Genomic DNA, 23,748 nt, shown 5'->3' with positions numbered 1-23,748 from the left:
CCCGCGCGGAACGACCACCATTCGCTTGATCGACAAGAGATAACGATATAAAGAACTCTTTATATCACGACGGAGAGATTTCATGACCCGGACCATCGTTGCCTCGGCGACACGAGAAATCATCATCGGTTTCGACCAGCCTTTCTGCGTGATCGGCGAACGCATCAACCCGACCGGCCGCAAGAAGCTCGCCGCCGAGATGGTGGTCGGCAATTTCGAGACCGTCATCAAGGACGCGCTGGAGCAGGCCGCCTGCGGCGCCACCATGCTCGACGTCAATGCCGGCGTCACTTCGGTCAACCCGAACGAAACCGAACCTGGTCTTTTGGTGCAGACGCTGGAAATCGTCCAGGGCCTGGTCGACCTGCCGCTGTCGATCGACAGTTCCGTCAGCGCCGCGATCGAGGCCGCGCTGAAGGTCGCCAAGGGCCGGCCGCTGGTCAACTCCGTCACCGGCGAGGAGGAAAAACTCGAAGCCATCCTGCCGCTGGTCAAGAAATACAACGTGCCCGTCGTCGCCATCTCCAACGACGAAACCGGGATTTCGATGGACCCGGACGTGCGCTTCGCCGTCGCCAAGAAGATCGTGCAGCGCTGCGCCGATTTCGGCATCCCGGCGCACGACGTCGTCGTCGACCCGCTGGTCATGCCGATCGGGGCGCTTGGCGATGCCGGCCGCCAAGTGTTCGCGCTGCTGCGTCGCCTGCGCGAAGAGCTCAAGGTCAACACCACTTGCGGCCTGTCGAATATCTCGTTCGGCCTGCCGCACCGCCACGGCATCAACGCCGCCTTCATCCCGATGGTGATCGGCGCCGGCATGACTTCGGCGATCATGAACCCAGTACGGCCGCAGGAAATGGAAGCCGTGCGCGGCGCCAACGTGCTGAACGGCACCGACGAGAACTGCACCAAATGGATCAAGACCTACAAGGATTACAAGCCGGCCGAAGGCGGCCACGCGGTGGCGGCGCCGACAGCGGTCAATGCACCGGGCGAAGGCGGCGGCAATGGCAGCCGCCGGCGCGGCGGTCGTGAAGCCCGGATGGGCCGGGGATAAGCGCGCAATCGTGAATTCACCTGCAAACATTACCGATCCGCTCGTGCTGTTCATGCCGTCAGGCAAGCGCGGGCGGTTCCCTGTCGGCACGCCGGTGCTCGACGCCGCGCGCCAGCTCGGCGTCTATGTCGAGAGCGTATGCGGCGGACGCGCCACTTGCGGGCGCTGCCAGATCGAGGTGCAGGAAGGCAATTTCGCCAAGCACAAGATCACCTCCTCAAACGACCACATCTCGCCCAAGGGTCCCAAGGAAGAGCGCTACGAACGCGTGCGCGGCCTGCCCGAAAGGCGCCGCCTCTCCTGCTCGGCTCAGATCCTGGGCGATCTCGTCATCGACGTGCCGCAGGACACCGTCATCAACGCGCAGACTATCCGCAAGGATGCCGACACCAGGGTGATCGCCCGCGATACGGCGATCCGCATGTGCTATGTCGAGATCGAAGAACCCGACATGCACAACCCATCAGGCGACCTCGACCGGCTCAAGATCGCGCTGATGAAGGACTGGGGCTTTAAAAACCTCGAATTCGACTTTTATCTGCTGCCGCAGGTGCAAGGCATATTGCGCAAGGGCGACTGGACCGCCACCGCTGCCATCCACAAGGATGCCGACAGTGACATCGCGCGCGTCATCGCGCTGTGGCCGGGCCTCAAGAACGAGGCTTATGGGCTGGCCTGCGACATCGGCTCGACCACCATCGCCATGCATCTGGTATCGCTGCTGTCGGGCCGCGTCGCCGCCTCGTCCGGAACGTCGAACCCGCAGATCCGCTTTGGCGAGGATCTGATGAGCCGCGTCTCCTATGTGATGATGAACCCGGATGGCCGCGAGGGCATGACGGTGGCCGTGCGCGAGGCGATCTCCGGCCTCGTCGACAAGGTCTGCGCGGAAGGCAATGTCCAGCGCAACGACATCCTGGATTCCGTCTTCGTCGGCAATCCGATCATGCATCACCTGTTCCTCGGCATCGATCCGACCGAGCTCGGCGGAGCCCCCTTCGCGCTTGCCGTCTCGGGCGCCGTGCGCATCAAGGCATCCGATATCGGGCTGAAGCTCAACCAGGGCGCGCGCCTCTATATGCTGCCTTGCATTGCCGGCCATGTCGGCGCCGATGCGGCGGCGGTGACGCTGTCGGAAGGTCCGCATCGCCAGGACGAGATGATGTTGATCGTCGATGTCGGCACCAATGCCGAGATCGTACTCGGCAATCGCGCGCGTGTCGTGGCTGCCTCCTCGCCCACCGGTCCGGCCTTCGAAGGTGCCGAAATCTCCGGTGGCCAGCGGGCCGCGCCCGGCGCCATCGAGCGCGTGCGCATCGATCCCGACACGCTGGAGCCGAAATACCGCGTCATCGGCTCGGAATTGTGGTCCGACGAACCGGGCTTCCTCGATAGCGTGCAGGCGACCGGCGTCACCGGCATCTGCGGCTCCGGCATCATCGAGATCGTCGCCGAAATGTATCTCGCCGGCATCATCTCGGAGGATGGTGTCGTCGACGGTTCGCTGGCCGCGCGCTCGCCGCGCGTCGTCGCCAACGGCCGCACCTTCTCCTACGTGCTGAAGGAAGGCGAACCCAAGATCACCATCACCCAGACCGACGTGCGCGCCATCCAGCTTGCCAAGGCGGCGCTCTATGCCGGCACCAAGCTGTTGATGGAAAAGCAGAACACCGAGCATGTCGACCGCATCCATTTCGCCGGTGCCTTCGGCTCCTTCATCGATCCGAAATACGCCATGGTGCTCGGCCTTATCCCCGATTGCGATCTCGACAAGGTCTCGGCCGTCGGCAACGCCGCCGGCGCCGGTGCCCGCATGGCGCTGCTCAATCGCGGCTATCGTCGCGAGATCGAGCAGACGGTGAGCCAGATCGAGAAGATCGAGACCGCGCTGGAGCCGAAATTCCAGGAGCATTTCGTCTATGCCATGGCGCTGCCCAACAAGGTCGATCCGTTCCCGAAACTGTCGGCGGCGGTGAAACTGCCGCCACGCAAGACGGTCAGCGAGGATGGCATCGCCGGAGATTCAGCACCGCGAAGGCGCTCGCGCGAAGGCCACGCCGCACGGCGCAGCCGCGACTGACAAACCGCTTCAGGCCGTTGCGATCGGATTCATGTGTCTGCGGCCTGGGTAAGCGGGGTCTCTTTTCCGCGCTTGATGCCTTTGGGGCGTGAGGGGTGCAGCGCCCGGATGAGCGGCTTTTCAACGACCAGATAAAGCATCGCCGAGAACACCAGGCTGAGAACGACGATCAGCGCCGGCTGCAATGCCGGCAGCACGCCGAGCCGCAAGGTGATGCCCGTCACCGCGACGGCCACCAGGGCGTGCCAAAGATAGATCGAATAGGAGGCTTCGCCGAGGAAGCTGAACAACGCCACGGGCCTGAACGGCCGAGCGCGTTCGGCAAAGACCGCGCCCGCCACGATCAGCATGGCCGGGATGCCCCAGCGCAATACGCGCGGCATATCGGCGTCGACCAACGGGATGACGGCGAGCAGAAGAAACCCACCACCAAGCAGCGTCAGGGCCAGCACCAACGAGAGCCGAACGTCCTGGAGCCACAGGCGTCCGAGAATGACGCCGGCAGCGAATTCGAGCACGATTGGGCTGGTGAAGGAACGCGCATATCCGTCGGGCAAGACAAAATGCAGCGCGACGATGATGGTGAGACTGCCGACGAGCACGCCCAGACGCCGTCGTTCGCCCAGAAAAAGAGTCAAGGCGAAAACGAGATAGAACATCATCTCGTAGCTCAGCGTCCAACCCTGGAGGACGACGGGATGCAATGCGCCGTCTTGCAGAAGCGGCAAGAAGAACAGCGAGCGGCCGAGGCTCAGCGGGCTGAGCAACTGATCGTAAAAAAACTGTGGCTTGATCAGCATGGCTGCGGCAGTCATGAAGGTGACGATCCAGTAGAGCGGCACGATGCGGGTGATCCGGCGGCCGATGAAGCCCACTGGATCCGCCGGGCGGCTCGCCGTCGTCACCCACATGATGAAACCGCTGATCACAAAGAAGACGTCGACCCCTGCGGCACCGACAGAGAACGGGCCGTCGAACTGCTCGCTGACGTGGAAGCAGACCACAGCACTCGCAGCTAGCGCCCGCAGATACTGAATGCTGTGGATACTCGGCACGATGACCCCGGTCATGGTTTCCGCGCTGTGCTGCAACGCACACTTCTGCTGCTGCGCTGCACAATTACAGGCAGTTGCGGGGCGACTTGTCAACCATTTTCTATTCGAGTGGCAGCGCACCACCGCCCGAGGACGTCCAATTTATCGGGATCTGAAAACGACTTCGACGCCTCGAAAACTCATTTGTATGCAATGTTTCCAGATTAGGCCGATCTGGAAACGAACGCGCTATTTTCGCGATATCCATCCGATACATGGCAGGCGCATTTACCCCGCATCGAACGGCGGCCAAGAAGTCCTTGGCCACCGCCGTTCTTCAAGGGAGATGAAAATGTCGATGCTCGAAAATCTCGGCCGCTTCGGTGTGACCATCAGGCAAGCTCATGCCAGGAATAAGGCGATCCGCGCGCTGAACAGCTTGCCGGCGCATGTCCGGAAGGACATCGGGTGGCCGGCATCGCCGCCGAACGATCCGCAGGCCACGCTCGCCTCGCTGCTTCTGGGTACGACGCGCTGATGACCTTCACCGACAAATGCAAATTGCTCGGCCTTCGCCGGGGACCTCGTACGTCACCGATCGCCAACAACCGGCTGCGCGCGGCACTTCTGCCGCGCCACTGATCACACCAGCGTGTGGACACGGTGCTGATCTTGACATCTTTGGCCAGGGCACGATCTTCAAGAATGAAGGGGAATTCTCTTAGTCGGCTGCCGCCGAAGTCCGTGTATCCGCATGCCAAGTTTGAAAAGCCACGTCGTGTCCTTCGTGCTCAGGCACAGCCGCAAGCAGGCCTTTTCCAGCCCGGAAAACCTGCAGCGCTGGATAGCGGCCGCGCGCAAGACCGAGGATCACCGTCCGCCGGCCTTGCTGCAGCAGCGTTACGATATCCAGACGCGCAGCGTGGACGGCTTTCCGGTCTACGAAATCGCGCCCAGGGCCGGAGAGCACAAGCAGATACTCTACCTGCATGGCGGCGCCTATGTCTTTGAGATCACGCCTTATCACTGGTATCTGATCGCCGATATGGCCGACCGGCTGGGCTACGGCATCACCGTGCCGATCTATCCCATCGCCCCCGAGCACAACTTCCACGCCATGTTCGGCATGGTCGGCGCTGTCTATCGCCGGATGCTCGAGGAGACAGAAGCGGAAGACATCATCTTCATGGGCGATTCCGCCGGCGGCAACATGGCCGTGGTGCTGACCATGATGGCGGCGGAAGAGGGTTTGTCCGTACCCTCGCGTCATGTGCTGATTTCACCCGGGCTCGACGTCTCGCTCGCAAACCCCGAAGTATTCGAGGCGGAGCGGAACGATCCATGGTTGGGTATTGCCGGTGGGCGGGAGGCAATCCGGCTCTATAGTGCCGGTATGGATCCGACCGACTGGCGCATCAGCCCGGTCTATGGCGATCTGTCGGTATTGCCGAAGACATTGCTCCTGACGGGCTCCCGCGATCTTCTCACGCCCGACAATCTGATCTTTGCACAAAAAGCCCGCACCGCCGGTGTCGAGGTGGAGTTGGTTTACGAGGAAGGCATGTTCCACGTCTGGCCGCTGATTGATATGCCGGAAGCGCGGCGCGCGCGCCAACACATCGTTGCTTTCCTGAGCCAGAGCCCTTCGCCGATCGCCGCCTCCGCAGAGGCGGCGGAGCAGCGCCTTCGGTCCGAGTATCCCGGATGATCAGAACTTGCCGGTTTCCCTGAACACTTCGAAAGTCGCGCGGATGTGGTCGGCGACGGCCTTGACCGGTGCGCTGGCGTCCGGCGCCACCACCATGGCAAGATTGTAAGTGCCGATATCGGGCATGCCGTCCTTCGGGCAGAGCTCGACCATGTCGTTGCCGAGGAACGATCGCGGCAGCGGCGCGACCGCAAGGTCTGCCATGATCGCGGCTCGCTGGCCTGCGGTATGGGCGCTCATGTAAGCGACGCGATAGTTGCGGCCCTCGCGGCCCAATGCCTCGAGCGCACCGGCCCGCCAGGCACAGCCTTCTTCCCACAATGAGACCGGCAGCGGTTCGCGCAGATGCGCGCAGCCGCCCTTGGCGCCGGCCCACACGATCGGCTCGGTCAAAAGCACCTCGGCGCCAAGCGCGCTGGTCTTATAGGAGTTCGTCAACAGCGTGATGTCGAGCGCGCGGTCGTCCATGCGCCGGCGCAGATTGCTGCTCTGGTCGATGGTGACGTCGACCGCGATCGAGGGATGCGACTGCGCGAAACGCTTCAGCACATGCGGCAGCACGCGCTCGCCATAATCATCCGGGGAGCCGAGCCGCACCACGCCGACAATATCGGGGATAATGAACTTCGACACCACCTCGCGGTTGATCGACAACAGCCGCCGGGCATAGCCGAGCAGCATTTCGCCGTCCGTGGTCAGCGTCACCGAACGCGCATCGCGCGCGAACACCGAGCGGCCGAGAATGTCCTCCAGCTTCTTGATCTGCATGGAGACGGCCGACGGCGTGCGGAAAACGGCATTGGCCGCGGTGGTGAAGCTGCCCGTCTCGGCAATCGCCACGAAAGTGCGCAAAACGTCGAGGTCGAGCAGCGGCAGCGGGTGATTGAGTGGGGCGTTCATGACGATCGGCCTTCAATTTTTCTGATACAAAGCATCATTCCATTTCGTTTGATTGAACATCAGATCAGGAGCATAGTCAACTCCATCGAAGCAGCATGCCGCCAAAAGCGGCCACGAAACGACCACGACGCAGACCTGCATTCGACATGTAATGAAGCTGAAAACAGACCTGACGTAATGCATTGCCGGCGCCTCCCGCGCCGCAGCAAAGGAGATCGAAATGTCTATCCTGTCGTCCCTCGGCCGCATCGCGACCGAATTCAACGCCGCCCGCGCCCGCTACCAGACCGAACGCGCCATCCGTTCCCTGCCGATCGAGTTGCAGAAGGATATCGGCTGGCCGGAAGCTTCCGACACCAAGACCGGCATTCGCAATGGCGTCGGATCCTGGGCTGGAGCAAAGTAGATCGTGTGTACCCCGTGCTGAAGGCCTGCCGCGCAACCCGCCCGGCAGGCCTTCTCTATTTTATTTGTATTCAAACGAATTCAGCAGCCATGCTGCCGCTGCATGGCGCATATGAGCAAGCCGCATGGCAGCTCGTTTTTGAAGCCAACCAACTGTAAATGTTCGTAAATATTGGGCACAACACCGGCAACCTGCCCAAATCTGTCGCAATCGGTGTCGCTTTTCATATCAAGCGCTTCGCTTTTGCGATTTAGTTTCTGCTTCTACAAGCCTATATCCCCGTCAGCAAACGAGCTGCCCCACTCCATCAAGCGAAGGCGACCCGTCTGAGCAACCGATTGGAGATGATCATGAAGCTTTTTGCCCGCCTCTTCGCCCGCCGCGAAATGAACCTGACCACCGCTCTCGAGCGTCAGCGCCTCGCCAACACCATGCCCGGCCAGACCGGCGCCATGGCTGCGGCGCGTCTCGGCTTCGTCGCCTGATACCTCCACAGCCGCGCTCCCTGCCACGGCTTCAGAGTTGACTGCCGCCGCTTCGGTTCCGCCGAGGCGGCGTTTATCTGTTGCGCTTCCATCGCCTTTTCACAACCTGACGGTGGCCTGGTTTGAGCAGCACCGCGCGGCGATTGCCCATTTGCGACCCATGTCGCAAATTTAATCCTGCTAAAGCCGCCTAGCCGATTGACAGGAATGGTTTTTCCTGATGACGCTATGCTATTCGCGACATCCTGTTCGCGTCATGGCCAGATGAGGTTCCCCGTGAACGCCGTCAAGCATCCGATCAAGCGGTCGTTTGTGTTCTTCCTTGTTCCCGATTTCACCATGATCGCTTTTGCGACCGCGCTGGACCCGTTGCGCTCCGCCAATCGGATGCTCGGCTACGAGGCCTATCGCTGGCGCCTTGCCAGCATCGACGGCAAGCCGGTGCGCGCCTCCAACGGCGTGGAGTGTGCGGTCAACACCTCGCTGGAGGAGGAACGCAAGAAGATGGCCGGGCCGGACCGCCCGAACATGGCCATCGTCTGCAGCGGCACCAATGTCGAGCGCTATCAGAACAAGTCGGCTTTTGCCTGGCTGCGCGAGGAATACAACCGCGGCGTCGCCGTCGGCGGTCTGTGCACCGGTGCGCATATCCTGGCCGCCGCCGGGCTGTTGTCGAACAAGCGCTGCGCCATCCATTGGGAAAACCTGCCGGGCTTTTCCGAGGCCTTCCCGAAGGCCAATGTCTTTGCCGACCTGTTCGAGATCGACCAGAACATCTACACCTGCGCCGGCGGCACCGCCGCGCTCGACATGATGCTGAAGCTGATCGGCGACGATTTCGACGAGAACCTCGTCAACCGCGTGTGCGAGCAGGTGCTGACCGACCGTGTGCGCAGCCCCACCGACCGCCAGCGCCTGCCGCTGCGCGCCCGCCTTGGCGTGCAGAACTCGAAAGTGTTGACCATCATCGAACTGATGGAGGCCAATTTGTCCGAGCCGCTTTCGCTGATCGAGATCGCCGACCATGTCGACCTGTCGCGCCGCCAGATCGAGCGGCTGTTCCGCACCGAGATGGGCCGCTCCCCAGCCCGCTACTATCTCGAAATCCGCCTCGACCGCGCCCGGCATCTCTTGATCCAGTCGTCGCTCCCGGTGGTCGAGGTGGCGGTCGCCTGCGGCTTCGTCTCGGCCTCGCATTTCTCAAAATGTTACCGCGAGCTCTACGCCCGCTCGCCGCAGCAGGAGCGCGTAGACCGCAAGCAGTTGCTGGCGGCTTGAGCCCAACCATACGCGCAGACGACCGAGCCGTGAGCGGTTAGTGCACCTCTGCGGTCCGCATCGCCTCGACGCGGATGTCCTCGGTCAGCCGTGCCTTCAACGCCGAGAATTCCGGACTGGTCTTCAGCGTGTAGTGCCGCGGATGCGGCAGGTCGATGGCGACATCCGACTTGATGCGGCCGGGCCGCGCCGTCATCACGATGACCCGCGAGGCCATGAAGATCGCCTCCTCGATGTCGTGGGTGACGAACAGCACCGTTTTCTTGCGCCGTTCCCATATGCCGAGCAGCAATTCCTGCATCAGCCCGCGCGTCTGGTTGTCGAGGGCCCCGAACGGCTCGTCCAGCAGCAGGATTTCCGGATCGTTGGCCAGTGCCCGCGCTATCGCCGTGCGCTGCTGCATGCCGCCGGAAAGCTGCTTCGGCCAATGGTTCTCGAACCCCTTCAGCCCGACGAGAGCGACATAGGAGGCAACGATCCCGTCCCTCTCCTCCTCGGCCATGCCGCGTTCGCGCAGGCCGAAAGCGATGTTTTCGGCGACCGTCAGCCAGGGGAAAAGCGTATAGGATTGGAAGACCATGCCGCGATCCGGCCCGGGTCTCGTCACCGCCTTGCCGTCGAGCAGAACGCGGCCTTCGCTTGGCGCTTCCAGGCCGGCGACGATCCTCAACAGCGTCGACTTTCCGCAACCCGACGGCCCCAGGATGGTGATGAAATCATTGGCCGCAACTGCAAGATCCACCGGCATCAGCGCCCTAACCGGCTCTCCGCCGCGCACGCCGGCAAAGGTGCGCGCAACGCCCTCGATGAGAAGCTTGCTCACGCCAGGCTCCATGGAAAGAGCCAGCGGTTGAACGCCTTGAAAGCGAAATCGGACAACAGCCCGATCAGGCCGATGACGATGATGCCGAAGATGATCTGCCCGGTCGCCAGCCGCGACTGGCTGTTGATGATCATATAGCCGATGCCCGACGACGAGCCGATCAGTTCGGCAACGATGACATAGGTCCAAGCCCAGCCGAGCACCAGCCGCAGCGTCTCGGCGATCTCGGGCGCGTTGGCCGGCATGATGACCCGCCTGACGATGCCATTGTTGGTCGAGCCCAGCGTATAGGCGGCCTCGACCAGGTCGCGCCGTGTGGAACCGACCTTGACGGCAATGATCAGGATGACCTGGAACACCGAGCCGACGAAGATGACGAGAAGCTTCTCCAGCTCGCCAATGCCGGCCCACAAGATGAGCAGCGGAATGAAAGCCGAGGCCGGCAGGTAGCGGGCGAAGGAGACGAAGGGTTCCAGAAACGCTTCCACCGGCTTCCAGGCGCCCATGGCGATGCCGAGCGGCACGGCGACGACCGAGGCCAGCACAAAGCCGCCGAAGACCCGCCAGATGGTGATCAGTATGTCGAGCCAGAAACGGTCCTCGACCAGCAGCCGCCAGCCGTCCCGCAGCATCGACAGCGGGTCGGCGAGGAAGATGCGGTTGACGTGGCCGCCAAGTGTGATCCAGGCCCAGAAGGCCACGAACAGCACGAAGAAGGAAATACCGAGCACTGTTCGCAGGCTCGGTGAGACAGGATGCAAGGGGCGCATCTTCATCCTTTGTCAGCGGGAAAGTGGCGGCGCACCGCGCCGCCGCACGGTGTCGGAGGATTGAACCGTCAATTCGCCACGGCGCTGGTGTCGGCCAGCGTGGCGACGTCGGGCGCCTCCTTGATCAGCCCCATCTGCAGCAGCAGGTCGCCGGCGGTCTTGGAAAAGTCCTGGAATTCCTTGGTGAAGAACTGCTTGTTCGCGGCTTTGTCGGCCCATTTCAGGTACTTCGCCGAATCCTCGAATTCCTTGGCAGACTGTTTCACGTCGGCGCCCATGATCTCGTAGGATTTCTGCGGATCTTTCTTGATCATGTCGAGAGCGTCGAAATAGCTGTCGGCAAGCGCCTTGGCGGCGTCGGGATTGGTCTTGAGGAATTCGGGCGTGCAGCCGACCGTGTCGAGAACCATGGGATAGTCGAGCGTGGTCGCCAGGATATGACCCTGGTCGGCCTTGTCGCGCACGGCCGAGATGAAAGGCTCGTAGGTGACGGCCGCGTCATTCTGGCCGGCGAGGAAGGCTTGCGCCGCCGCGTCAGGCTCGAGATTGACGACGGTCACGTCCTTGGTCGACATGCCGTTCTTGTTCAGCACCCAGGCCAGCATGAAATAGGGCGACGTTCCCGGCGCGGAGGACGCTACATTCTTGCCCTTGAGGTCGGCGACGGTCTTGATGTCGTTGCGCACGACAATGCCGTCGGCGCCATAGGATTTGTCGAGCTGGAAGATTTGCTTGGTGGTCACCCCGCTGGCGTTCCAGACCAGCCAGGTCTCGACCGTGGTGGCGGCGCATTGCAGGTCGCCGCTGGCGATGGCGAGCGGTCGGCTGGCCTGCGGCACCTTCTTCAAGGTCACGTCGAGGCCATGCTTCTCGAACAGCCCTGCCTGCTTGGCGAGTGTCAGCGGCGCGAATCCGGTCCAGCCGCTGATGCCGATGGTGAGTGACGTGGCGGCCATCGCCGGCGCGGCCAACCCCGCGGCAAGCGTCAATGTCGCAGCAAAGACGGTTATCCTGTTCATGTCAGTTCCCCTTTTGTTTTTCTGGGGGAAATTGTTCACAGAGGCCGATGAGCTTGTCAATCAACAGGAACGTGTTTGCGCATAAAGCAGCCGGCAACCCGGTTTGGAATTGCTCTACCTGCTGTCGGGCATCCAGTTGCGGTTGCGCCACATTTTCTCGCCGACCTGGCAGTCGGCGGCGGGCTTGTCCTGCGCCAGCTCCACTGGCGGATGGTCCGCCTCCTCCGCCACCCAATAGGATGACGCCGGACCGGCAAGCTCAAGCACAAGCTTGCGGCGGATGGCTTCGGGAAATTGTGTCCAGTCATTGACCGGGATCATGAAGGCGCCGGCGCCGCCGATGACGCAGTCGCTGTAGTAGCGGTCGAGATCGTTCACGTCATAGACGCCGGAAAAGCCGCCCCGGGTCATCAGCGGCAGGCCGTTGATGACGATGCCTTGGCTGACCACCCCGTCGCGGACGAGATTGACCGGCGCGCCCTGGTTGTTTGGCCCGTCGCCCGAAATGTCGATGACGCGCTTGGTTCCCTGGTAGCCGCTTTCGGCGAAAAGGTCGCTGCCGAACTCCAATGCACCGGAGATCGAGGTGCGCCGTGCGCTGTTGGGCGGCTGGGCCGACAATTGCGCCACCACCCGCTCGGCGTCGGGCCGGCTTGCGATCACCGTCCACGGTACGATGACGTGTTGCCAGCCGGTGCCAGCCCATTCGACATAGGTGACGGCGATCTTGCCATAGGCGCCATCGGCGATCGCCTGCAGCACATTGTCATGCGTCAGCGCCGCCGCGTAGCCATGGCGCTGTATCTCCAGCTCCTCCGCCGACATCGACAGCGAAACGTCCACCGCCAGCACCAGCTCGACATCGACCGGCTCGTCGGCGTGGGATCTCGGCGCCAGCCAGAGCGTCAGCGCCAGTGCGGCAGCGGCGGAAAGCAGATGTCTCGCGCAGGGCAAACCAGACATTGCGCAAGGTTAAGCCAGAATCGCCCACCGAAAAAGAGAAAAGCCCGGCCGTGGCTGCGCTGATCCAATAGCGAGCCCGGCCGCGGGCGATCAGCTCCGCGGCTTGAGATTCTCCGGGTCGTAAAGCGGCTTATAGCCAACGCTGGCGACTTCAACCGGATAAGTCTCGCCGAAATACTCGACCTTGAGCGTGCGGCCCTCCTGGGCATAGGCCCAGGGCAGATAGGCGAGCGCGATGTTCTTGCCGATGGTCGGGCCATAGGCGACCGATGTCGTGAAGGAGCGGCGGCCGAGTTCGTCGACCAGTGTATCCCCGCTCTCGGGGTCCATCACCGGCATGATGCCGACGGGATAACGGGCAACACCCCTGGAATCCTTGTTCTCGGTCATCACCAGCGTGCACAGCATGGCGGGCTGGTGCGCGCGTTCGCGATACTCCACGTGCTTGGCCTTGCCGCAGAAATCGTTCTCCTTGACCTTCGGTCGGGCAAGGTCGGCCTCGAGCAGATTATACTCGGTCAAGAGGTCGGCGTTCTGCAGCCGCAGGCTCTTCTCCATGCGGCGCGTATTGGCGTAGGTCTCGACGCCGAACGGCATGACGCCTGTCGAGCGGAGCGCGTCCCAGACGGCCAGACCATCCTCGTAGCGCATATGCAGTTCCCAGCCCTGCTCGCCGACATAGGAGATGCGGAACGCAGTGATGTCCTTGCCGCCGATCTTGACCGGCTTGATCGCCGCGAAAGGAAAATTCTCCGGCGAAAGCCCATCCGGCTTCTCGACCACCTTTTGCAACGTCGCCCGCGCGTTCGGCCCCCAGATGCCGATGGTGACGTACTTCTCGGTCACATCGGTGATCGTGACGTCGAACCCTTTGTCCTGCGCCGTACGGCGCATGTACTGGAAGTCGCGCGGCCCCGCGTCGGCGCCGTCGATCAGCCGGCAGCGGTCGGCCATGCGGATCACGGTGAAGTCGGCGCGCACCATGCCTTCCTCGTCGAGGAAGTGGGTGTAGATGCCCTTGCCGACGTTGTTGTCGCCGCCGATCTTGGCCGCGCACAGCCATTCCAGCAGCGCGACATGGTCGGGTCCTTCGATATCATACATGGAGAAATGCGAGAGGTTGACGATGCCGCAATCCTCGCTCATCGCCAGATGCTCGGCGTTGGAGACGCGCCAGAAGTGGCGGTTGTCCCATTCGTTCTCGCGCACCGGCACACGGTTTCCATACTTCTCAAGCAGATGCTCGTTGGCGGCGTAGCCGTGCGCGCGCTCCCAGCCGCCGAGTTCCATGAAATAGCCGCCGAGTTCCTTCTCGCGTTCCCAGAACGGCGAACGCCTGATGTTGCGGGCCTTGGAGAAGGGTTCGCGCGGATGCACCGCCGGATTGTAGACCTTCATCGCCGTCTCGGTGCAGCGATCCCAGATGAACTGTTCCTTGGTCTGGTGCGGATAGAAGCGCGCATAGTCGATCGCGTGGTGGTCGATCTCGGTGCGGCCGTCCGTCATCCAGTCGGCGATCAGCTTGCCCATGCCCGGGCCGTCCTTGACCCAGATGGCGACGGCATACCAAAGCCCCCTCACCTTCTGGCTTTCGCCCATCGACGGGCCGCCATCGGCCGTCACCTGCAGCAGGCCATTGAACGAATGGCTTTCGTTATAGCCGAGTTCACCCAGGATCGGCGTCAGTTCCATGGCGCGTTCGAGCGGCGCCAGGATCTGCTCCATGTCGAGATCGCGCTGCGACGGCGACAGCCGCGCCTGGTCCTTCTCCAGCAGGTCGCGCGGGTGGCAGAGGCGCGGATTGGTCTCTTCGTAATAGCCCCATTCGATCTGGCCGCCCTCGGCGGTCTTGGGATCGCCAGTGTCACGCATATAGGCCGAGTTGCCCTGGTCGCGCAGCAGCGGCCAGCCGATCTCCTTGCCGGTGCCGGCGAACTCGGTGTACGGGCCAAAGAAGGTCAGCGGATGGTCGATCGGCATGACCGGCAGGTCTTCGCCCACCATCTCGGCGATCAGCCGGCCCCAGATGCCGGCGCAGACGATGACGTAGTCGGCCTCGATCGTGCCGCGGTCCGTCACCACGGCGCTGATGCGGCCATCCTTGACGACAAGCGACTTCGCCGGCGTGTTGGCGAAAGATTTGAGCTTGCCGGACGCTTCGGCCTGGTCGACCAGCTTGCCGGCAACGGTCTGCGAGCGCGGAATGACGAGACCGGCGTCCGGATCCCACAGGCCGCCCTGCACCAGATCCTGTTCGATCAGCGGGAATTTTTCCTTGATCTCGGCGGGCTCGATCAAACGGGCGCGCGTGCCGAAAGCCTTGGCCGAAGCGATCTTGCGCTTGATCTCATCCATGCGGCCGTCGTCGCCGACACGGGCGACCTCAAGGCCGCCGACGCGCGCGTAATGGCCCATCTTCTCGTAGAAATCGATGGAATAGAGCGTCGTCCAGCAGGACAGAAAATCATGGCTCGTGGTGTAACAGAAGTCCGACGCATGCGCGGTCGAGCCGATATCGGTCGGGATGCCTGACTTGTCGATGCCGACAATGTCGTCCCAGCCGCGTTCTATCAGATGATGGGCGATCGATGCGCCGACGATGCCGCCGAGGCCAATGATGACGACCTTCGCCTTTTTCGGAAACTCTGCCATTGCCCGCGACTCCAGAATGCTGTTGCGGGCGGCGCCGACGCCCGTTTGATCGGCGCACAATATGCAGGCGACGGGCACGGCGCTACCGCCTGTTTGCGACACGCCGAAGATGCGGCGCGACCCTTCCCAAATCAGGGAAAACAGCTACCCATCAGGCAAACGCCGACACGTCCTCGGCCTGGAAGCCAAGCTGATAGCGGCGGGATTTTCAGCGTCATTGTTAGACAGCTACCGGAAACGATAAAAGGCCGAGCAAACGCCCGGCCTTTCCAATCATGCCACCGAGATTACTTGATGCGGGCGACGCCGCCGGAAATCTCGACGGTTTCCGAACCGGTCAGGGCTTCGAGGTCACCATTGGGCAAGGTGACGAAGCAACCGTTTTGGCAGAACTCGACGGTTTCGCCGCCGGCCAGCGCAAGCTCGGTCTTGCTGCCGCCCTCGGTCACGACCAGCGTGCGCGTCTCGGCGTCCTTGTTGACCGCGCTTGCGGCATGGACCGAGCCGCTCACGGCGAGCAAAGCCACGACGGCGACGAGAGACTTCCACATTTGCAATATCGGTGTTCCCACCGCCTCTGTTGCATTTCACAAGGCATTTTCGCCTTTGCATGGAGCTTATATGAGATGGAAGCTGAACCGCAACTGAATGCCGCATTCATGCCGCAATTGGTCTTGGCGACGTGCAACCCTGAAATTTCAGTCTAATCCGGATCGGGCTTCTTCGACTTACGCTGCCTAGGCAGCTTTTTCGCCTCGGCCTCGGCTTGCGCCTTGGCCTCTTGCTGTTCGGCGAAATCGGCCTCGATCTTGTCGTCATCGGTCGGCCATGCCACGTGCTTCTTGGCCTCGACGACCGCGCGAGGCGTTGAAGGGATTTCGATGTGCTGGTCGTCGAATTTCTCCAGCACGGTGAAGCGGATGTCGTTCTGCACGATGTTGCCGTTCATCACATCGGCCAGGAACAGACGAATCTCGAATTCGAGCGCGGCGGGTCCGAAATTGGAAAACAGCACGAACGGCTCGGGGTTCTTCAGCACCAGCGGATGGCTGCGCGCGATATCCAGCAGCACGGCGTGGACATGCTTGACGTCGCTGCCATAGGCGACGCCGACCTTGATGTCGATGCGGCCGAGCTTGTTGCGGTGCGTCCAGTTGCCGACGGCATTGTTGATCAGGTTCGAATTGGGCAGGATCACCGACTGCCGCTGGAAAGTCTCGATCTCGGTGGCACGCACGCTGATCTTCTTGACCGTGCCGCTGACGTCGCCGGCCACGATCCAGTCGCCGACCTTGAACGGCCGCTCAGCCAAGAGGATCAGGCCGGAGACGAAATTGGACACCACATTCTGTAGGCCAAAGCCGATACCGAGGGAGAGAGCGCCGGCGACGAGCGCCAGGCTGGAGAGGTCGATGCCGGCCGCCGAAATACCGACCAGCGCCGCAAGAGCAACACCGGCATAGCCGACCGCCAGCCGGATCGAGTTGCGGACCCCGGTATCGACCTTGCCGCGCGCCATGACCGAGCCGTCGAGCCAGCCCTGGAACCAGCGCGTCAGGAAATAGCCGATGACGAAGACGACGATGCCCGACAGGATACCGGTGACCGAAATCGTCACCGAACCGATATTGATCCCGGTTGCGAGCTTGTACGCCCACGCCTCGATATCGCCGGGCTGGAAGCCCCACATCAAAAGGATCAGCGGCAGGAACACCAGCACGATCATCACGTTGATGGCGATGCTGACGACAAGGCCGAGCTGGTCGAGTGCGGTATCCTCGTAGCTGGAATTGGCCGACAGCCAGCGCCCGACCGACGTGTTGGCGAAAGCGTCCTCCTCGCCGATCGCCTGCGCCGACAGGAAGCCGATATAGGCTGTTATCAGCGCGGTGCCGGTGACCACGACCTGTTGCGAGACGAACAGCGCAAGGCCGATATAACCGAGCAGCGCCGCGACGATGGTGAACAGGCCAAGGGCGAGCGATGTATAGCGCAGCCATGCCGGCCATGGTCGCCAGCTTCCGTCACGCGCCCTGAACGGCCTCAGCATCGCCATCAGCATCAGGATGACGCCGACGGTTATGGCGGCTCCGAAGCTGCGGGCGATGGTCAGCGACAGCGGCGAGCCCATCTTGTCGTTGACGATCGACAGGAAATAGTTGGCGCCAATGACCACGGCCATGGCTGTCGCTAGCCGCACCAGCCAGCGCGCCGGGCCGGTTTCGACGGGAATGAGCCGCCAGTTCGGTAGGCGCGGCTCGAGCGCAGCATTGGTCAGCCGATTGACGCAAAACACCACGCCGATGACGGCCGCCAGCGCATTCAGGAAGAGCCCGATATCGCCGCGCAACACATTATAATAATTGAAAAAGAAAATAGTCGAACCGAGAAAGGCGGCAACCGCCAGCGTCGGCAGCAAGGTCGACCAGAAGGCCACCGAAAGGCGGCTGAGATAGGACGGGTCCTCATTGCTGGATTCGGCCTCGAACACCCGCCCGAACAGGCGCCGCCCGCCGACCAGCAGCACCAGCGCAAGGCCGAGCGCCACGAAGGTTGCCGCCAGGATGGCCTGGAACTTGAACTTGATGGCGAAGCTCAGCCAGGACGACACCGCCTTGTAGAAATTGCCGAACTCGTCGCGCGCATCGGAAAACACCTGCGGGCTCAAGGCGTCCGAGAGCACGTAGCGCTTGGTCAACAGATTCCGGAACAGCGCGCTGCGCATGTTGCCGATCTTGTCGATCAGTCCGCTGATGCGGATCGACAAGGTCTGTGCTTGCGCGATGACCGCGTTGATCTCCGCCTTTTCAGACGTCAGCGCCTGGCGTTCGCCGCTGACGATGTCGGGCTCCGCCGGTTGGCCGGCGGCAGGCGGCGGCCCGAGCTGTTCGAGCCGGCTGTTGATTTCGCCCAGGCGCGTGCGGAACGCCAGCGCGCTGGTCAGCGATTGCCGCGACAATTCCTCGAGCTGCAGGCGGATATCGACGAGGTTGCTGTCGTCCTCGCCATCCTGCTGTGTCTGCTTCTCGAAATTGTCGGCCTTGGTCGTCAGGCCCTGGATGATCTTTTGCTGGTCGGCGACCAGTCCGGCGGGCGCCTGGCCAACGCCTTGCGCCGCCGCCTCGAACGACAGCGGCGCCGCAACGACAAGCGCCAGGACCAGAATGAGGCGAAGCAATCGAAAAAACATGATGGATCGGCGACTCGCGGGCGGCAAAGGCATTCAAAAAGCCTGTCCTTGATAAAGACGGCCATATCATGGGGCAAGTCACCGCGACCGATCGCACACATCAAGCGTCGGCCAGTCGAAAGGCGATGGCGCAATATTGGCTTTCTATCAGCCCCCTGCTCTATAGTCTGCCGCATCGCCCGCAACGGACACCTTACACATGGCAGAGTACTCGGCCCTTTCGCTGCTCGCGAACGCGTTCAAGGGAAACAAGGACTGGAAGCCGGCCTGGCGCAAGCCGGATCCGAAGGCATCCTACGACGTCATCATCATCGGCGGCGGCGGTCACGGCCTGGCGACCGCCTACTATCTAGCCAAGGAACACGGCATCACAAATGTCGCGGTGCTGGAGAAAGGCTGGCTGGGCTCCGGCAATGTCGGCCGCAACACGACGGCCGTTCGCTCGAACTATCTCCTGCCCGCCAACACCCGCTTCTACGAACATTCGATGAAGCTGTGGGAGAACCTGTCGCACGAACTCAATTACAACGTCATGTTCTCGCAGCGCGGCTGCCTGAACCTGGCGCACACGCCGGCTCAGTTCGACGACTACGCAAGACGCGGCAACGCCATGCGCCATCTCGGCGTCGATGCGGAACTGATGACGCCAGCCGAGATCAAGCGCCTGATCCCGGCGCTCGATATCTCCAATGATGCACGCTTTCCCGTCGTTGGCGGCCTGATGCAGCGGCGCGCCGGCACCGCGCGGCACGATGCGGTCGCCTGGGGCTATGCGCGCGGCGCCGACCGGCGCGGCGTCGACATCGTCGAGAATTGCGAGGTCACCGGCTTCCTGCGCGACGGCGACCGCATCACTGGCGTTACCACATCGCGCGGCGATGTCAGGGCCAAGAAGGTAGCGGTCGCGGTGGCCGGCAGCACCGGCCGCGTCATGCAGTTGGCCGGCGTCGAGACGATGCCGATCGAGAGCCATGTGCTGCAGGCCTTCGTCACCGAATCCCTGAAACCTTTCATCGACACCGTCGTGACCTTCGGCATGGGCCATTTCTACATGTCGCAGTCCGACAAGGGCGGCCTTGTCTATGGCGGCGACATCGACGGCTACAACAGCTACGCCCAGCGCGGCAACCTGCCCATCGTAGATGAGGTCATGAGCGAGATGCTGGCGCTTTTCCCGGGCCTAGCGCGTGTACGCATGCTGCGCTCCTGGGGCGGCGTCTGCGACATGTCGATGGACGGTTCGCCGATCATCACCATTGGGCCCCTGCCTGGCATGTATCTCAATTGCGGCTGGTGCTATGGCGGCTTCAAGGCGACGCCGGCTTCCGGGTGGTGCTTTGCCTGGACCATCGCCAAGGACCAGCCGCACGATTTCAACGCCCCTTTCACGCTGGACCGCTTTCATCGCGGCCTGGTGATCGACGACAAGGGCCAGGGCGCGAACCCGCGGCTTCATTAGGAACATTCCGTGCTGATCACTTGCCCCTATTGCGGCCCGCGCGACGTCATCGAGTTCACCTATCAGGGTGACGGCAACCGCGAACGCCCCGACCCTGCCTCGCAGAATTTCGAGGCCTGGAACGCCTACGTCTACGACCGGCTGAACCCGGCCGGCGACCACAACGAGATCTGGCAGCATTCCGGCGGCTGCCGGGCTCACCTGAGGGTCGTGCGCAACACGCTGACGCATGAGATTTCCAGCGTCGCCTTCGTGCGTGGCGATCACAGCTCGGCCGCGCGCCGCAAGGCGGAGGACAAGCCATGAGCCCGCGCCGCGCCGTCACCGGCGGCCGCATAGACCGGTTGAAGACGATCCGCTTCACGTTCGACGGCGTTGCCTATACCGGGCATGGCGGCGACACGCTGGCGTCCGCGCTGCTGGCCAATGGCGTCACCCTTTTCGGGCGTTCTTTCAAATACCATCGCCCGCGCGGCCTGCTGAGCGCAGGCGTCGAGGAGCCCAACGCGCTGGTAACGGTGCTGAAGGGCGAGGTGCGGGAACCCAACATTCCTGCGACCATGGTCGAGATCCATGACGGGCTGATTGCCGTCAGCCAGAACCGTTTCCCCTCGCTCACCTGGGATATCCATGCCGTCAACCAGCTCGGTGGCAAGCTGCTGTCGGCCGGCTTCTACTACAAGACCTTCATGGGGCCGGTTGTCGGCCCGCTGAAAGGCACACGCTTCTGGATGTTCTGCGAGCATTTCATCCGCCGCGCCGCCGGCCTCGGCAGCGCCGGATCGGCAAAGGACCCGGCCCGCTACGAGCGCATGAACGCCTTCTGCGACGTGCTTGTGGTCGGCTCCGGCCCAGCCGGCCTGATGGCCGCCAAGGCCGCCGCGGACCAAGGTGCCCGCGTCATGCTGGCCGATCTCGAGCCGCGTTTCGGCGGTTCGGCCAACTGGTCCGGCGAAACCATCGAAGGCGCACCGGCGGCTGATTGGGTGCGGCGCACCGTCGCCCAGCTCGAAGGGCGAGACAATGTCCGGCTTCTGCCGCGCACCACGGTCTGGGGCTACTACGACAACAACACGCTTGCCGCGCTCGAGCGGGTCAGCGACCACAAGGCACAGCCCGCCAAGGGTGAGCCGCGCCATCGCTACTGGGCGATCCGCGCGGGATCCGTCGTGCTGGCCACCGGCGCCTTCGAAAGGCCGCTGGTGTTTCCCGGGAATGACCGGCCCGGCGTGATGCTGGCGCATGCGGCGGAGCGCTACGCCAACGAATTCGGCGTGCTGCCGGGGCAGCGGGTCGTGGTGTTCACCAACAATGACAGCGCCTACCGGTCGGCGCTGGCGCTGAAGCAGGCAGGTGCGGCGATCGTTGCCATTGTCGACGTGCGCCAGCAACCGTCCGCCGAGATGAGCGCCCTGGCCGGCGAAGCCGAGGCGGAATTGCTTTCCGGTCATGCGGTGGTCGCCACGGAAGGCGGCAAGTCGTTGTCCGGCCTCAAGGTCCAGCGTTTCGACATGTTCGCCGGTGCGCTGAGCGGCGATGCGCGCAGCATCCATGCCGATTGCCTGCTGATGTCGGGCGGCTGGTCGCCGACCATCCATCTGGCCAGCCAGGCCGGCGCCAGGGCGGAATGGAACGCTGCCCGGCAGGCCTTCCTGCCGCCCAAGCCGACACAAAACTGGATCGGCGCGGGCGCGTTCACCGGCAGCTTTTCGACGGTCGAGGCGATCGCCGAAGGGCGCGCCGCAGGCCTTGCCGCGGCTGGCGGAACCGCCGCGCCATTGGCATTGCCCGCTGTCGAGGCAACCCCCGGAGATCCAGATCCCGCGCCCGTGTTCGAAATCAAGGGCAGCGGCAAGAGCTTTGTCGACTTCCAGCACGACGTCACGGCGGAGGATGTCCGCCTGGCGCATCGCGAGGGCTTCGTCTCCGTCGAGCACCTGAAGCGCTATACCACGCTCGGCATGGCCACCGACCAGGGCAAGAGCTCCAACGTCCCCGGCCTTGCCATCATGGCGGAAGCACTCGGCAAACCAATCCCGGAAGTCGGCACGACGCGCTTCAGGCCACCCTTCGCACCGGTGTCGATCGGCTCGCTGGCAGCCGAACGCTTCGGCGACCTCAAGCCCGAACGGCTGACGCCGATGCATGACTGGCATGTCGCCAATGGCGCGACCATGTATTCGGCCGGCCTCTGGTACCGGCCGATGATCTACCGGCTTTCAGGCGAAACCATCGAACAGGCCTATGTGCGCGAAGCCAAGGCGACGCGCGAAAGTGCGGGCATCGTCGATGTCTCGACGCTGGGCAAGATCGCTGTGCAGGGCCCCGACGCCGCCACGTTCCTCGACCGTGTCTACACCAACATGTTCTCGACCCTCGCCGTCGGCAAGGCGCGCTACGGTCTGATGCTGCGCGAGGACGGTTTTGCTTTCGACGACGGCACCACCTGGCGGCTCGGCGAACAGGATTACCTGATGACCACCACCACGGCCAATGCCGGCAAGGTGATGCAGCATCTGGAATATTTCCTCGACGTGATCTGGCCGGAACTCAAGGTCCACGTCACCTCGGTGACCGACGAATGGGCGGGAGCCGCGATCGGCGGGCCGAAAGCGAGGCAGATCCTGGCCGCCTGTGTCACCGGCACGGCCGTCGACAATGCGACGCTGCCCTTCATGGGCATCGTGCACGGCGAGATTTCAGCTGTGCCGGTGATGATTTGCCGGCTATCCTTCTCCGGTGAAATGGCCTTCGAGGTCTATTGCGGCGCCGGCCACGGCAGCCATGTCTGGGAAGCGTTGATCGAGGCCGGCAAGCCGTTCGGGCTGGTCACCTACGGGCTCGAGGCGCTGGGTACGATGCGCATCGAGAAGGGCCATGTCACCGGCGCCGAGATCGATGGCCGCACAACGGCGCGCGACCTGCATCTCGACTGGATGCTGTCGAAGAAGAAGCGCTTCATCGGCTCGGCGATGATGGACCGGGAAGGTCTCGTTGCGTCCGAGCGGCTGGAACTGGTCGGCCTGATCGCGCTCGACAACCGGCCGCTCAATGGCGGCGCGCACATTGTCGAGGAGGTCGACGAAGCCAATCCGCACGGCTCGGTCGGGCACATCACCGCCTGCTGCTATTCGCCGGCGCTCGGCAAGCATATCGCGCTGGCGCTGGTCAAGGGCGGCAAGGCCAGGCACGGCACGCGCGCCCATGTCTCCGATCCCTTGCGCAACCGCTTCGGTCCCGTGGAGATCGTCTCCAACCATTTCTACGATCCGGAAGGGACCCGCATGCATGGCTGAGCGTCAATCGCCCCTCGAGCCGGAGTTCCATGTCGGCTCGCACGGGAATTTCGAACATGGCGTCGAGATACTGCTCACCGAAACCCGGCCGGGCTCGATCGTGCAGCTCGCGGCATGGCCGGGCGAAGAGAAGAAACTGATCGCGGCCATCCGCGGCGTCACCGGGCTTGCGCTGCCCGACGGAGCTGGCGGCGGCTTGAGCGACGGCGTGAAATCGGTGTTCGGCTTCGCACCGGGAAAGTTCACGGTGACCGATGAGGCCGAAGGACTGGCCGCGGCCTTCGCCAAGTCGGTAACGCCTGCCATCGGCACGGTGACGGACCTGTCGCATGGCCGCACCGCCATCCGCATCGCCGGGCCGAAAGCCGAATGGGTGCTGTCGAAATTCTTCGCCATCGACTTCGCCCTGCCCGCTTTTCCGGTCGGCGCCGGCCGCTCGACAACGCATCACGATGTCTTCGCCCAAATCCAGCGTACCGGCACCGACCAATTCGACATCTATGTCTTCCGCTCCTTCGCGCGCTCGTTCTGGAAGGCGCTCTGCCACGCCAGCGAGGAAGTCGGCTATGAGGTGCAGTAGGCGGTGCGACCTTAGAGCCGCTACCTCTGGCCTCAACGCCGGCTGGTT

The 23,748-nt window shown here is 63.1% G+C and carries 20 protein-coding genes; 11 read left to right on the top strand and 9 right to left on the bottom strand.

Annotation, left to right across the window (positions count from 1 at the left end; translation table 11 throughout):
- Nucleotides 1-82 precede the first annotated feature (82 nt).
- Together O7B34_RS10235 and O7B34_RS10230 are read left to right on the top strand one after the other, a co-directional pair.
- Nucleotides 83-1,057, top strand: a complete 975-nt coding sequence (locus O7B34_RS10235) for a methyltetrahydrofolate cobalamin methyltransferase (protein ID WP_027145888.1) — start codon at nucleotides 83-85, stop codon at nucleotides 1,055-1,057.
- Nucleotides 1,008-3,137, top strand: a complete 2,130-nt coding sequence (locus tag O7B34_RS10230) for an ASKHA domain-containing protein (RefSeq protein ID WP_337145952.1) — start codon at nucleotides 1,008-1,010, stop codon at nucleotides 3,135-3,137. Before O7B34_RS10235 ends, O7B34_RS10230 begins: the two co-directional genes overlap by 50 nt.
- A gap of 29 nt (nucleotides 3,138-3,166) precedes the next feature.
- Here the strand turns inward: O7B34_RS10230 and O7B34_RS10225 are convergent, their stop codons facing one another.
- Nucleotides 3,167-4,207 (bottom strand): acyltransferase family protein, encoded by a 1,041-nt coding sequence (locus O7B34_RS10225; RefSeq protein ID WP_337145951.1) that lies wholly within the window; start codon nucleotides 4,205-4,207, stop codon nucleotides 3,167-3,169.
- Nucleotides 4,208-4,523: 316 nt separating this feature from the next.
- On the opposite strand from O7B34_RS10225, the gene O7B34_RS10220 reads away from it, so the two are divergent.
- Nucleotides 4,524-4,709 carry a hypothetical protein gene (locus O7B34_RS10220; protein ID WP_337141737.1) on the top strand — a complete coding sequence of 62 codons (186 nt, stop codon included), beginning with the start codon at nucleotides 4,524-4,526 and terminating at the stop codon, nucleotides 4,707-4,709.
- A gap of 216 nt (nucleotides 4,710-4,925) precedes the next feature.
- A complete protein-coding gene (locus O7B34_RS10215; protein WP_337145950.1) occupies nucleotides 4,926-5,879 on the top strand; it encodes an alpha/beta hydrolase in 954 nt (317 codons plus the stop codon).
- Here O7B34_RS10215 and O7B34_RS10210 read toward each other — a convergent pair whose 3' ends face one another.
- Complete coding sequence (locus O7B34_RS10210; protein ID WP_015317416.1) at nucleotides 5,880-6,779, bottom strand: LysR substrate-binding domain-containing protein; 900 nt, start codon at nucleotides 6,777-6,779, stop codon at nucleotides 5,880-5,882.
- A 220-nt stretch (nucleotides 6,780-6,999) separates the two neighbouring features.
- Here O7B34_RS10210 and O7B34_RS10205 point away from each other — a divergent pair, with 220 nt between their 5' ends.
- The 3 genes from O7B34_RS10205 (at nucleotide 7,000) to O7B34_RS10195 (ending at nucleotide 8,948) form a co-directional block, all read left to right on the top strand.
- Complete coding sequence (locus O7B34_RS10205; protein ID WP_027145885.1) at nucleotides 7,000-7,185, top strand: hypothetical protein; 186 nt, start codon at nucleotides 7,000-7,002, stop codon at nucleotides 7,183-7,185.
- Nucleotides 7,186-7,535: 350 nt separating this feature from the next.
- On the top strand, nucleotides 7,536-7,670 hold the full coding sequence (locus O7B34_RS10200; protein WP_013894968.1) for a hypothetical protein: 135 nt from the start codon (nucleotides 7,536-7,538) through the stop codon (nucleotides 7,668-7,670).
- Between the two features lie 339 nt (nucleotides 7,671-8,009).
- Nucleotides 8,010-8,948, top strand: coding sequence for a GlxA family transcriptional regulator (locus tag O7B34_RS10195; RefSeq protein ID WP_263485819.1), 939 nt, complete (start codon nucleotides 8,010-8,012; stop codon nucleotides 8,946-8,948).
- Nucleotides 8,949-8,985: 37 nt separating this feature from the next.
- On the opposite strand, the gene O7B34_RS10190 is transcribed toward O7B34_RS10195, so the two are convergent.
- The 7 genes from O7B34_RS10190 to O7B34_RS10160 all read right to left on the bottom strand — a co-directional run bounded on the left by O7B34_RS10190 (nucleotide 8,986) and on the right by O7B34_RS10160 (nucleotide 18,365).
- Nucleotides 8,986-9,771, bottom strand: coding sequence for an ABC transporter ATP-binding protein (locus tag O7B34_RS10190; RefSeq protein ID WP_337145948.1), 786 nt, complete (start codon nucleotides 9,769-9,771; stop codon nucleotides 8,986-8,988).
- Nucleotides 9,768-10,541: an ABC transporter permease gene (locus tag O7B34_RS10185; protein WP_140502780.1), complete on the bottom strand. Its 774-nt coding sequence runs from the start codon at nucleotides 10,539-10,541 to the stop codon at nucleotides 9,768-9,770. The genes O7B34_RS10190 and O7B34_RS10185 overlap by 4 nt, the downstream gene beginning before the upstream one ends.
- Nucleotides 10,542-10,609: 68 nt before the next feature.
- Nucleotides 10,610-11,560: an ABC transporter substrate-binding protein gene (locus tag O7B34_RS10180; protein ID WP_337145946.1), complete on the bottom strand. Its 951-nt coding sequence runs from the start codon at nucleotides 11,558-11,560 to the stop codon at nucleotides 10,610-10,612.
- A 114-nt stretch (nucleotides 11,561-11,674) separates the two neighbouring features.
- Nucleotides 11,675-12,523: a DUF1194 domain-containing protein gene (locus O7B34_RS10175; protein ID WP_337145943.1), complete on the bottom strand. Its 849-nt coding sequence runs from the start codon at nucleotides 12,521-12,523 to the stop codon at nucleotides 11,675-11,677.
- A gap of 90 nt (nucleotides 12,524-12,613) precedes the next feature.
- Complete coding sequence (locus O7B34_RS10170) at nucleotides 12,614-15,175, bottom strand: GcvT family protein (protein WP_337145942.1); 2,562 nt, start codon at nucleotides 15,173-15,175, stop codon at nucleotides 12,614-12,616.
- 287 nt (nucleotides 15,176-15,462) lie between these two features.
- A complete protein-coding gene (locus O7B34_RS10165; protein WP_337145941.1) occupies nucleotides 15,463-15,726 on the bottom strand; it encodes a hypothetical protein in 264 nt (87 codons plus the stop codon).
- Between the two features lie 152 nt (nucleotides 15,727-15,878).
- Nucleotides 15,879-18,365 (bottom strand): mechanosensitive ion channel family protein, encoded by a 2,487-nt coding sequence (locus O7B34_RS10160; RefSeq protein ID WP_337145940.1) that lies wholly within the window; start codon nucleotides 18,363-18,365, stop codon nucleotides 15,879-15,881.
- Nucleotides 18,366-18,564: 199 nt separating this feature from the next.
- On the opposite strand from O7B34_RS10160, the gene O7B34_RS10155 reads away from it, so the two are divergent.
- From O7B34_RS10155 to O7B34_RS10140, 4 genes are read left to right on the top strand one after another with little or no spacing between them, the layout of a single operon-like run.
- Nucleotides 18,565-19,824, top strand: coding sequence for a sarcosine oxidase subunit beta (locus O7B34_RS10155; RefSeq protein ID WP_140718090.1), 1,260 nt, complete (start codon nucleotides 18,565-18,567; stop codon nucleotides 19,822-19,824).
- Between the two features lie 9 nt (nucleotides 19,825-19,833).
- On the top strand, nucleotides 19,834-20,130 hold the full coding sequence (locus O7B34_RS10150) for a sarcosine oxidase subunit delta (RefSeq protein ID WP_027145874.1): 297 nt from the start codon (nucleotides 19,834-19,836) through the stop codon (nucleotides 20,128-20,130).
- The gene (locus O7B34_RS10145) at nucleotides 20,127-23,120 is read left to right on the top strand and encodes a sarcosine oxidase subunit alpha (RefSeq protein WP_337145939.1); all 2,994 of its coding nucleotides are present in this window, start codon (nucleotides 20,127-20,129) and stop codon (nucleotides 23,118-23,120) included. Before O7B34_RS10150 ends, O7B34_RS10145 begins: the two co-directional genes overlap by 4 nt.
- The gene (locus O7B34_RS10140; protein WP_337145937.1) at nucleotides 23,113-23,700 is read left to right on the top strand and encodes a sarcosine oxidase subunit gamma; all 588 of its coding nucleotides are present in this window, start codon (nucleotides 23,113-23,115) and stop codon (nucleotides 23,698-23,700) included. The genes O7B34_RS10145 and O7B34_RS10140 overlap by 8 nt, the downstream gene beginning before the upstream one ends.
- Nucleotides 23,701-23,748 lie beyond the last annotated feature (48 nt).

It is taken from the genome of Mesorhizobium sp. Cs1299R1N3 (assembly GCF_037179625.1).
Lineage (GTDB): Bacteria > Pseudomonadota > Alphaproteobacteria > Rhizobiales > Rhizobiaceae > Mesorhizobium > Mesorhizobium salmacidum.
The sequence above is the reverse complement of the archived record's forward strand: the minus strand, read 5'-3'. Positions and strand labels throughout refer to the sequence as shown.

Coding starts and splice junctions, on each gene's coding strand:
- O7B34_RS10195 (WP_263485819.1), top strand. CDS start 8,010: ATGATCGCTTTTGCGACCGCGCTGGACCCGTTGCGCTCCGCCAATCGG.
- O7B34_RS10215 (WP_337145950.1), top strand. CDS start 4,926: ATGCCAAGTTTGAAAAGCCACGTCGTGTCCTTCGTGCTCAGGCACAGC.
- O7B34_RS10170 (WP_337145942.1), bottom strand. CDS start 15,175: ATGGCAGAGTTTCCGAAAAAGGCGAAGGTCGTCATCATTGGCCTCGGC.
- O7B34_RS10160 (WP_337145940.1), bottom strand. CDS start 18,365: ATGTTTTTTCGATTGCTTCGCCTCATTCTGGTCCTGGCGCTTGTCGTT.
- O7B34_RS10155 (WP_140718090.1), top strand. CDS start 18,565: ATGGCAGAGTACTCGGCCCTTTCGCTGCTCGCGAACGCGTTCAAGGGA.
- O7B34_RS10210 (WP_015317416.1), bottom strand. CDS start 6,779: ATGAACGCCCCACTCAATCACCCGCTGCCGCTGCTCGACCTCGACGTT.
- O7B34_RS10180 (WP_337145946.1), bottom strand. CDS start 11,560: ATGAACAGGATAACCGTCTTTGCTGCGACATTGACGCTTGCCGCGGGG.
- O7B34_RS10140 (WP_337145937.1), top strand. CDS start 23,113: ATGGCTGAGCGTCAATCGCCCCTCGAGCCGGAGTTCCATGTCGGCTCG.
- O7B34_RS10225 (WP_337145951.1), bottom strand. CDS start 4,207: ATGACCGGGGTCATCGTGCCGAGTATCCACAGCATTCAGTATCTGCGG.
- O7B34_RS10165 (WP_337145941.1), bottom strand. CDS start 15,726: ATGTGGAAGTCTCTCGTCGCCGTCGTGGCTTTGCTCGCCGTGAGCGGC.
- O7B34_RS10145 (WP_337145939.1), top strand. CDS start 20,127: ATGAGCCCGCGCCGCGCCGTCACCGGCGGCCGCATAGACCGGTTGAAG.
- O7B34_RS10235 (WP_027145888.1), top strand. CDS start 83: ATGACCCGGACCATCGTTGCCTCGGCGACACGAGAAATCATCATCGGT.
- O7B34_RS10220 (WP_337141737.1), top strand. CDS start 4,524: ATGTCGATGCTCGAAAATCTCGGCCGCTTCGGTGTGACCATCAGGCAA.
- O7B34_RS10230 (WP_337145952.1), top strand. CDS start 1,008: ATGGCAGCCGCCGGCGCGGCGGTCGTGAAGCCCGGATGGGCCGGGGAT.
- O7B34_RS10200 (WP_013894968.1), top strand. CDS start 7,536: ATGAAGCTTTTTGCCCGCCTCTTCGCCCGCCGCGAAATGAACCTGACC.
- O7B34_RS10185 (WP_140502780.1), bottom strand. CDS start 10,541: ATGCGCCCCTTGCATCCTGTCTCACCGAGCCTGCGAACAGTGCTCGGT.
- O7B34_RS10175 (WP_337145943.1), bottom strand. CDS start 12,523: ATGTCTGGTTTGCCCTGCGCGAGACATCTGCTTTCCGCCGCTGCCGCA.
- O7B34_RS10205 (WP_027145885.1), top strand. CDS start 7,000: ATGTCTATCCTGTCGTCCCTCGGCCGCATCGCGACCGAATTCAACGCC.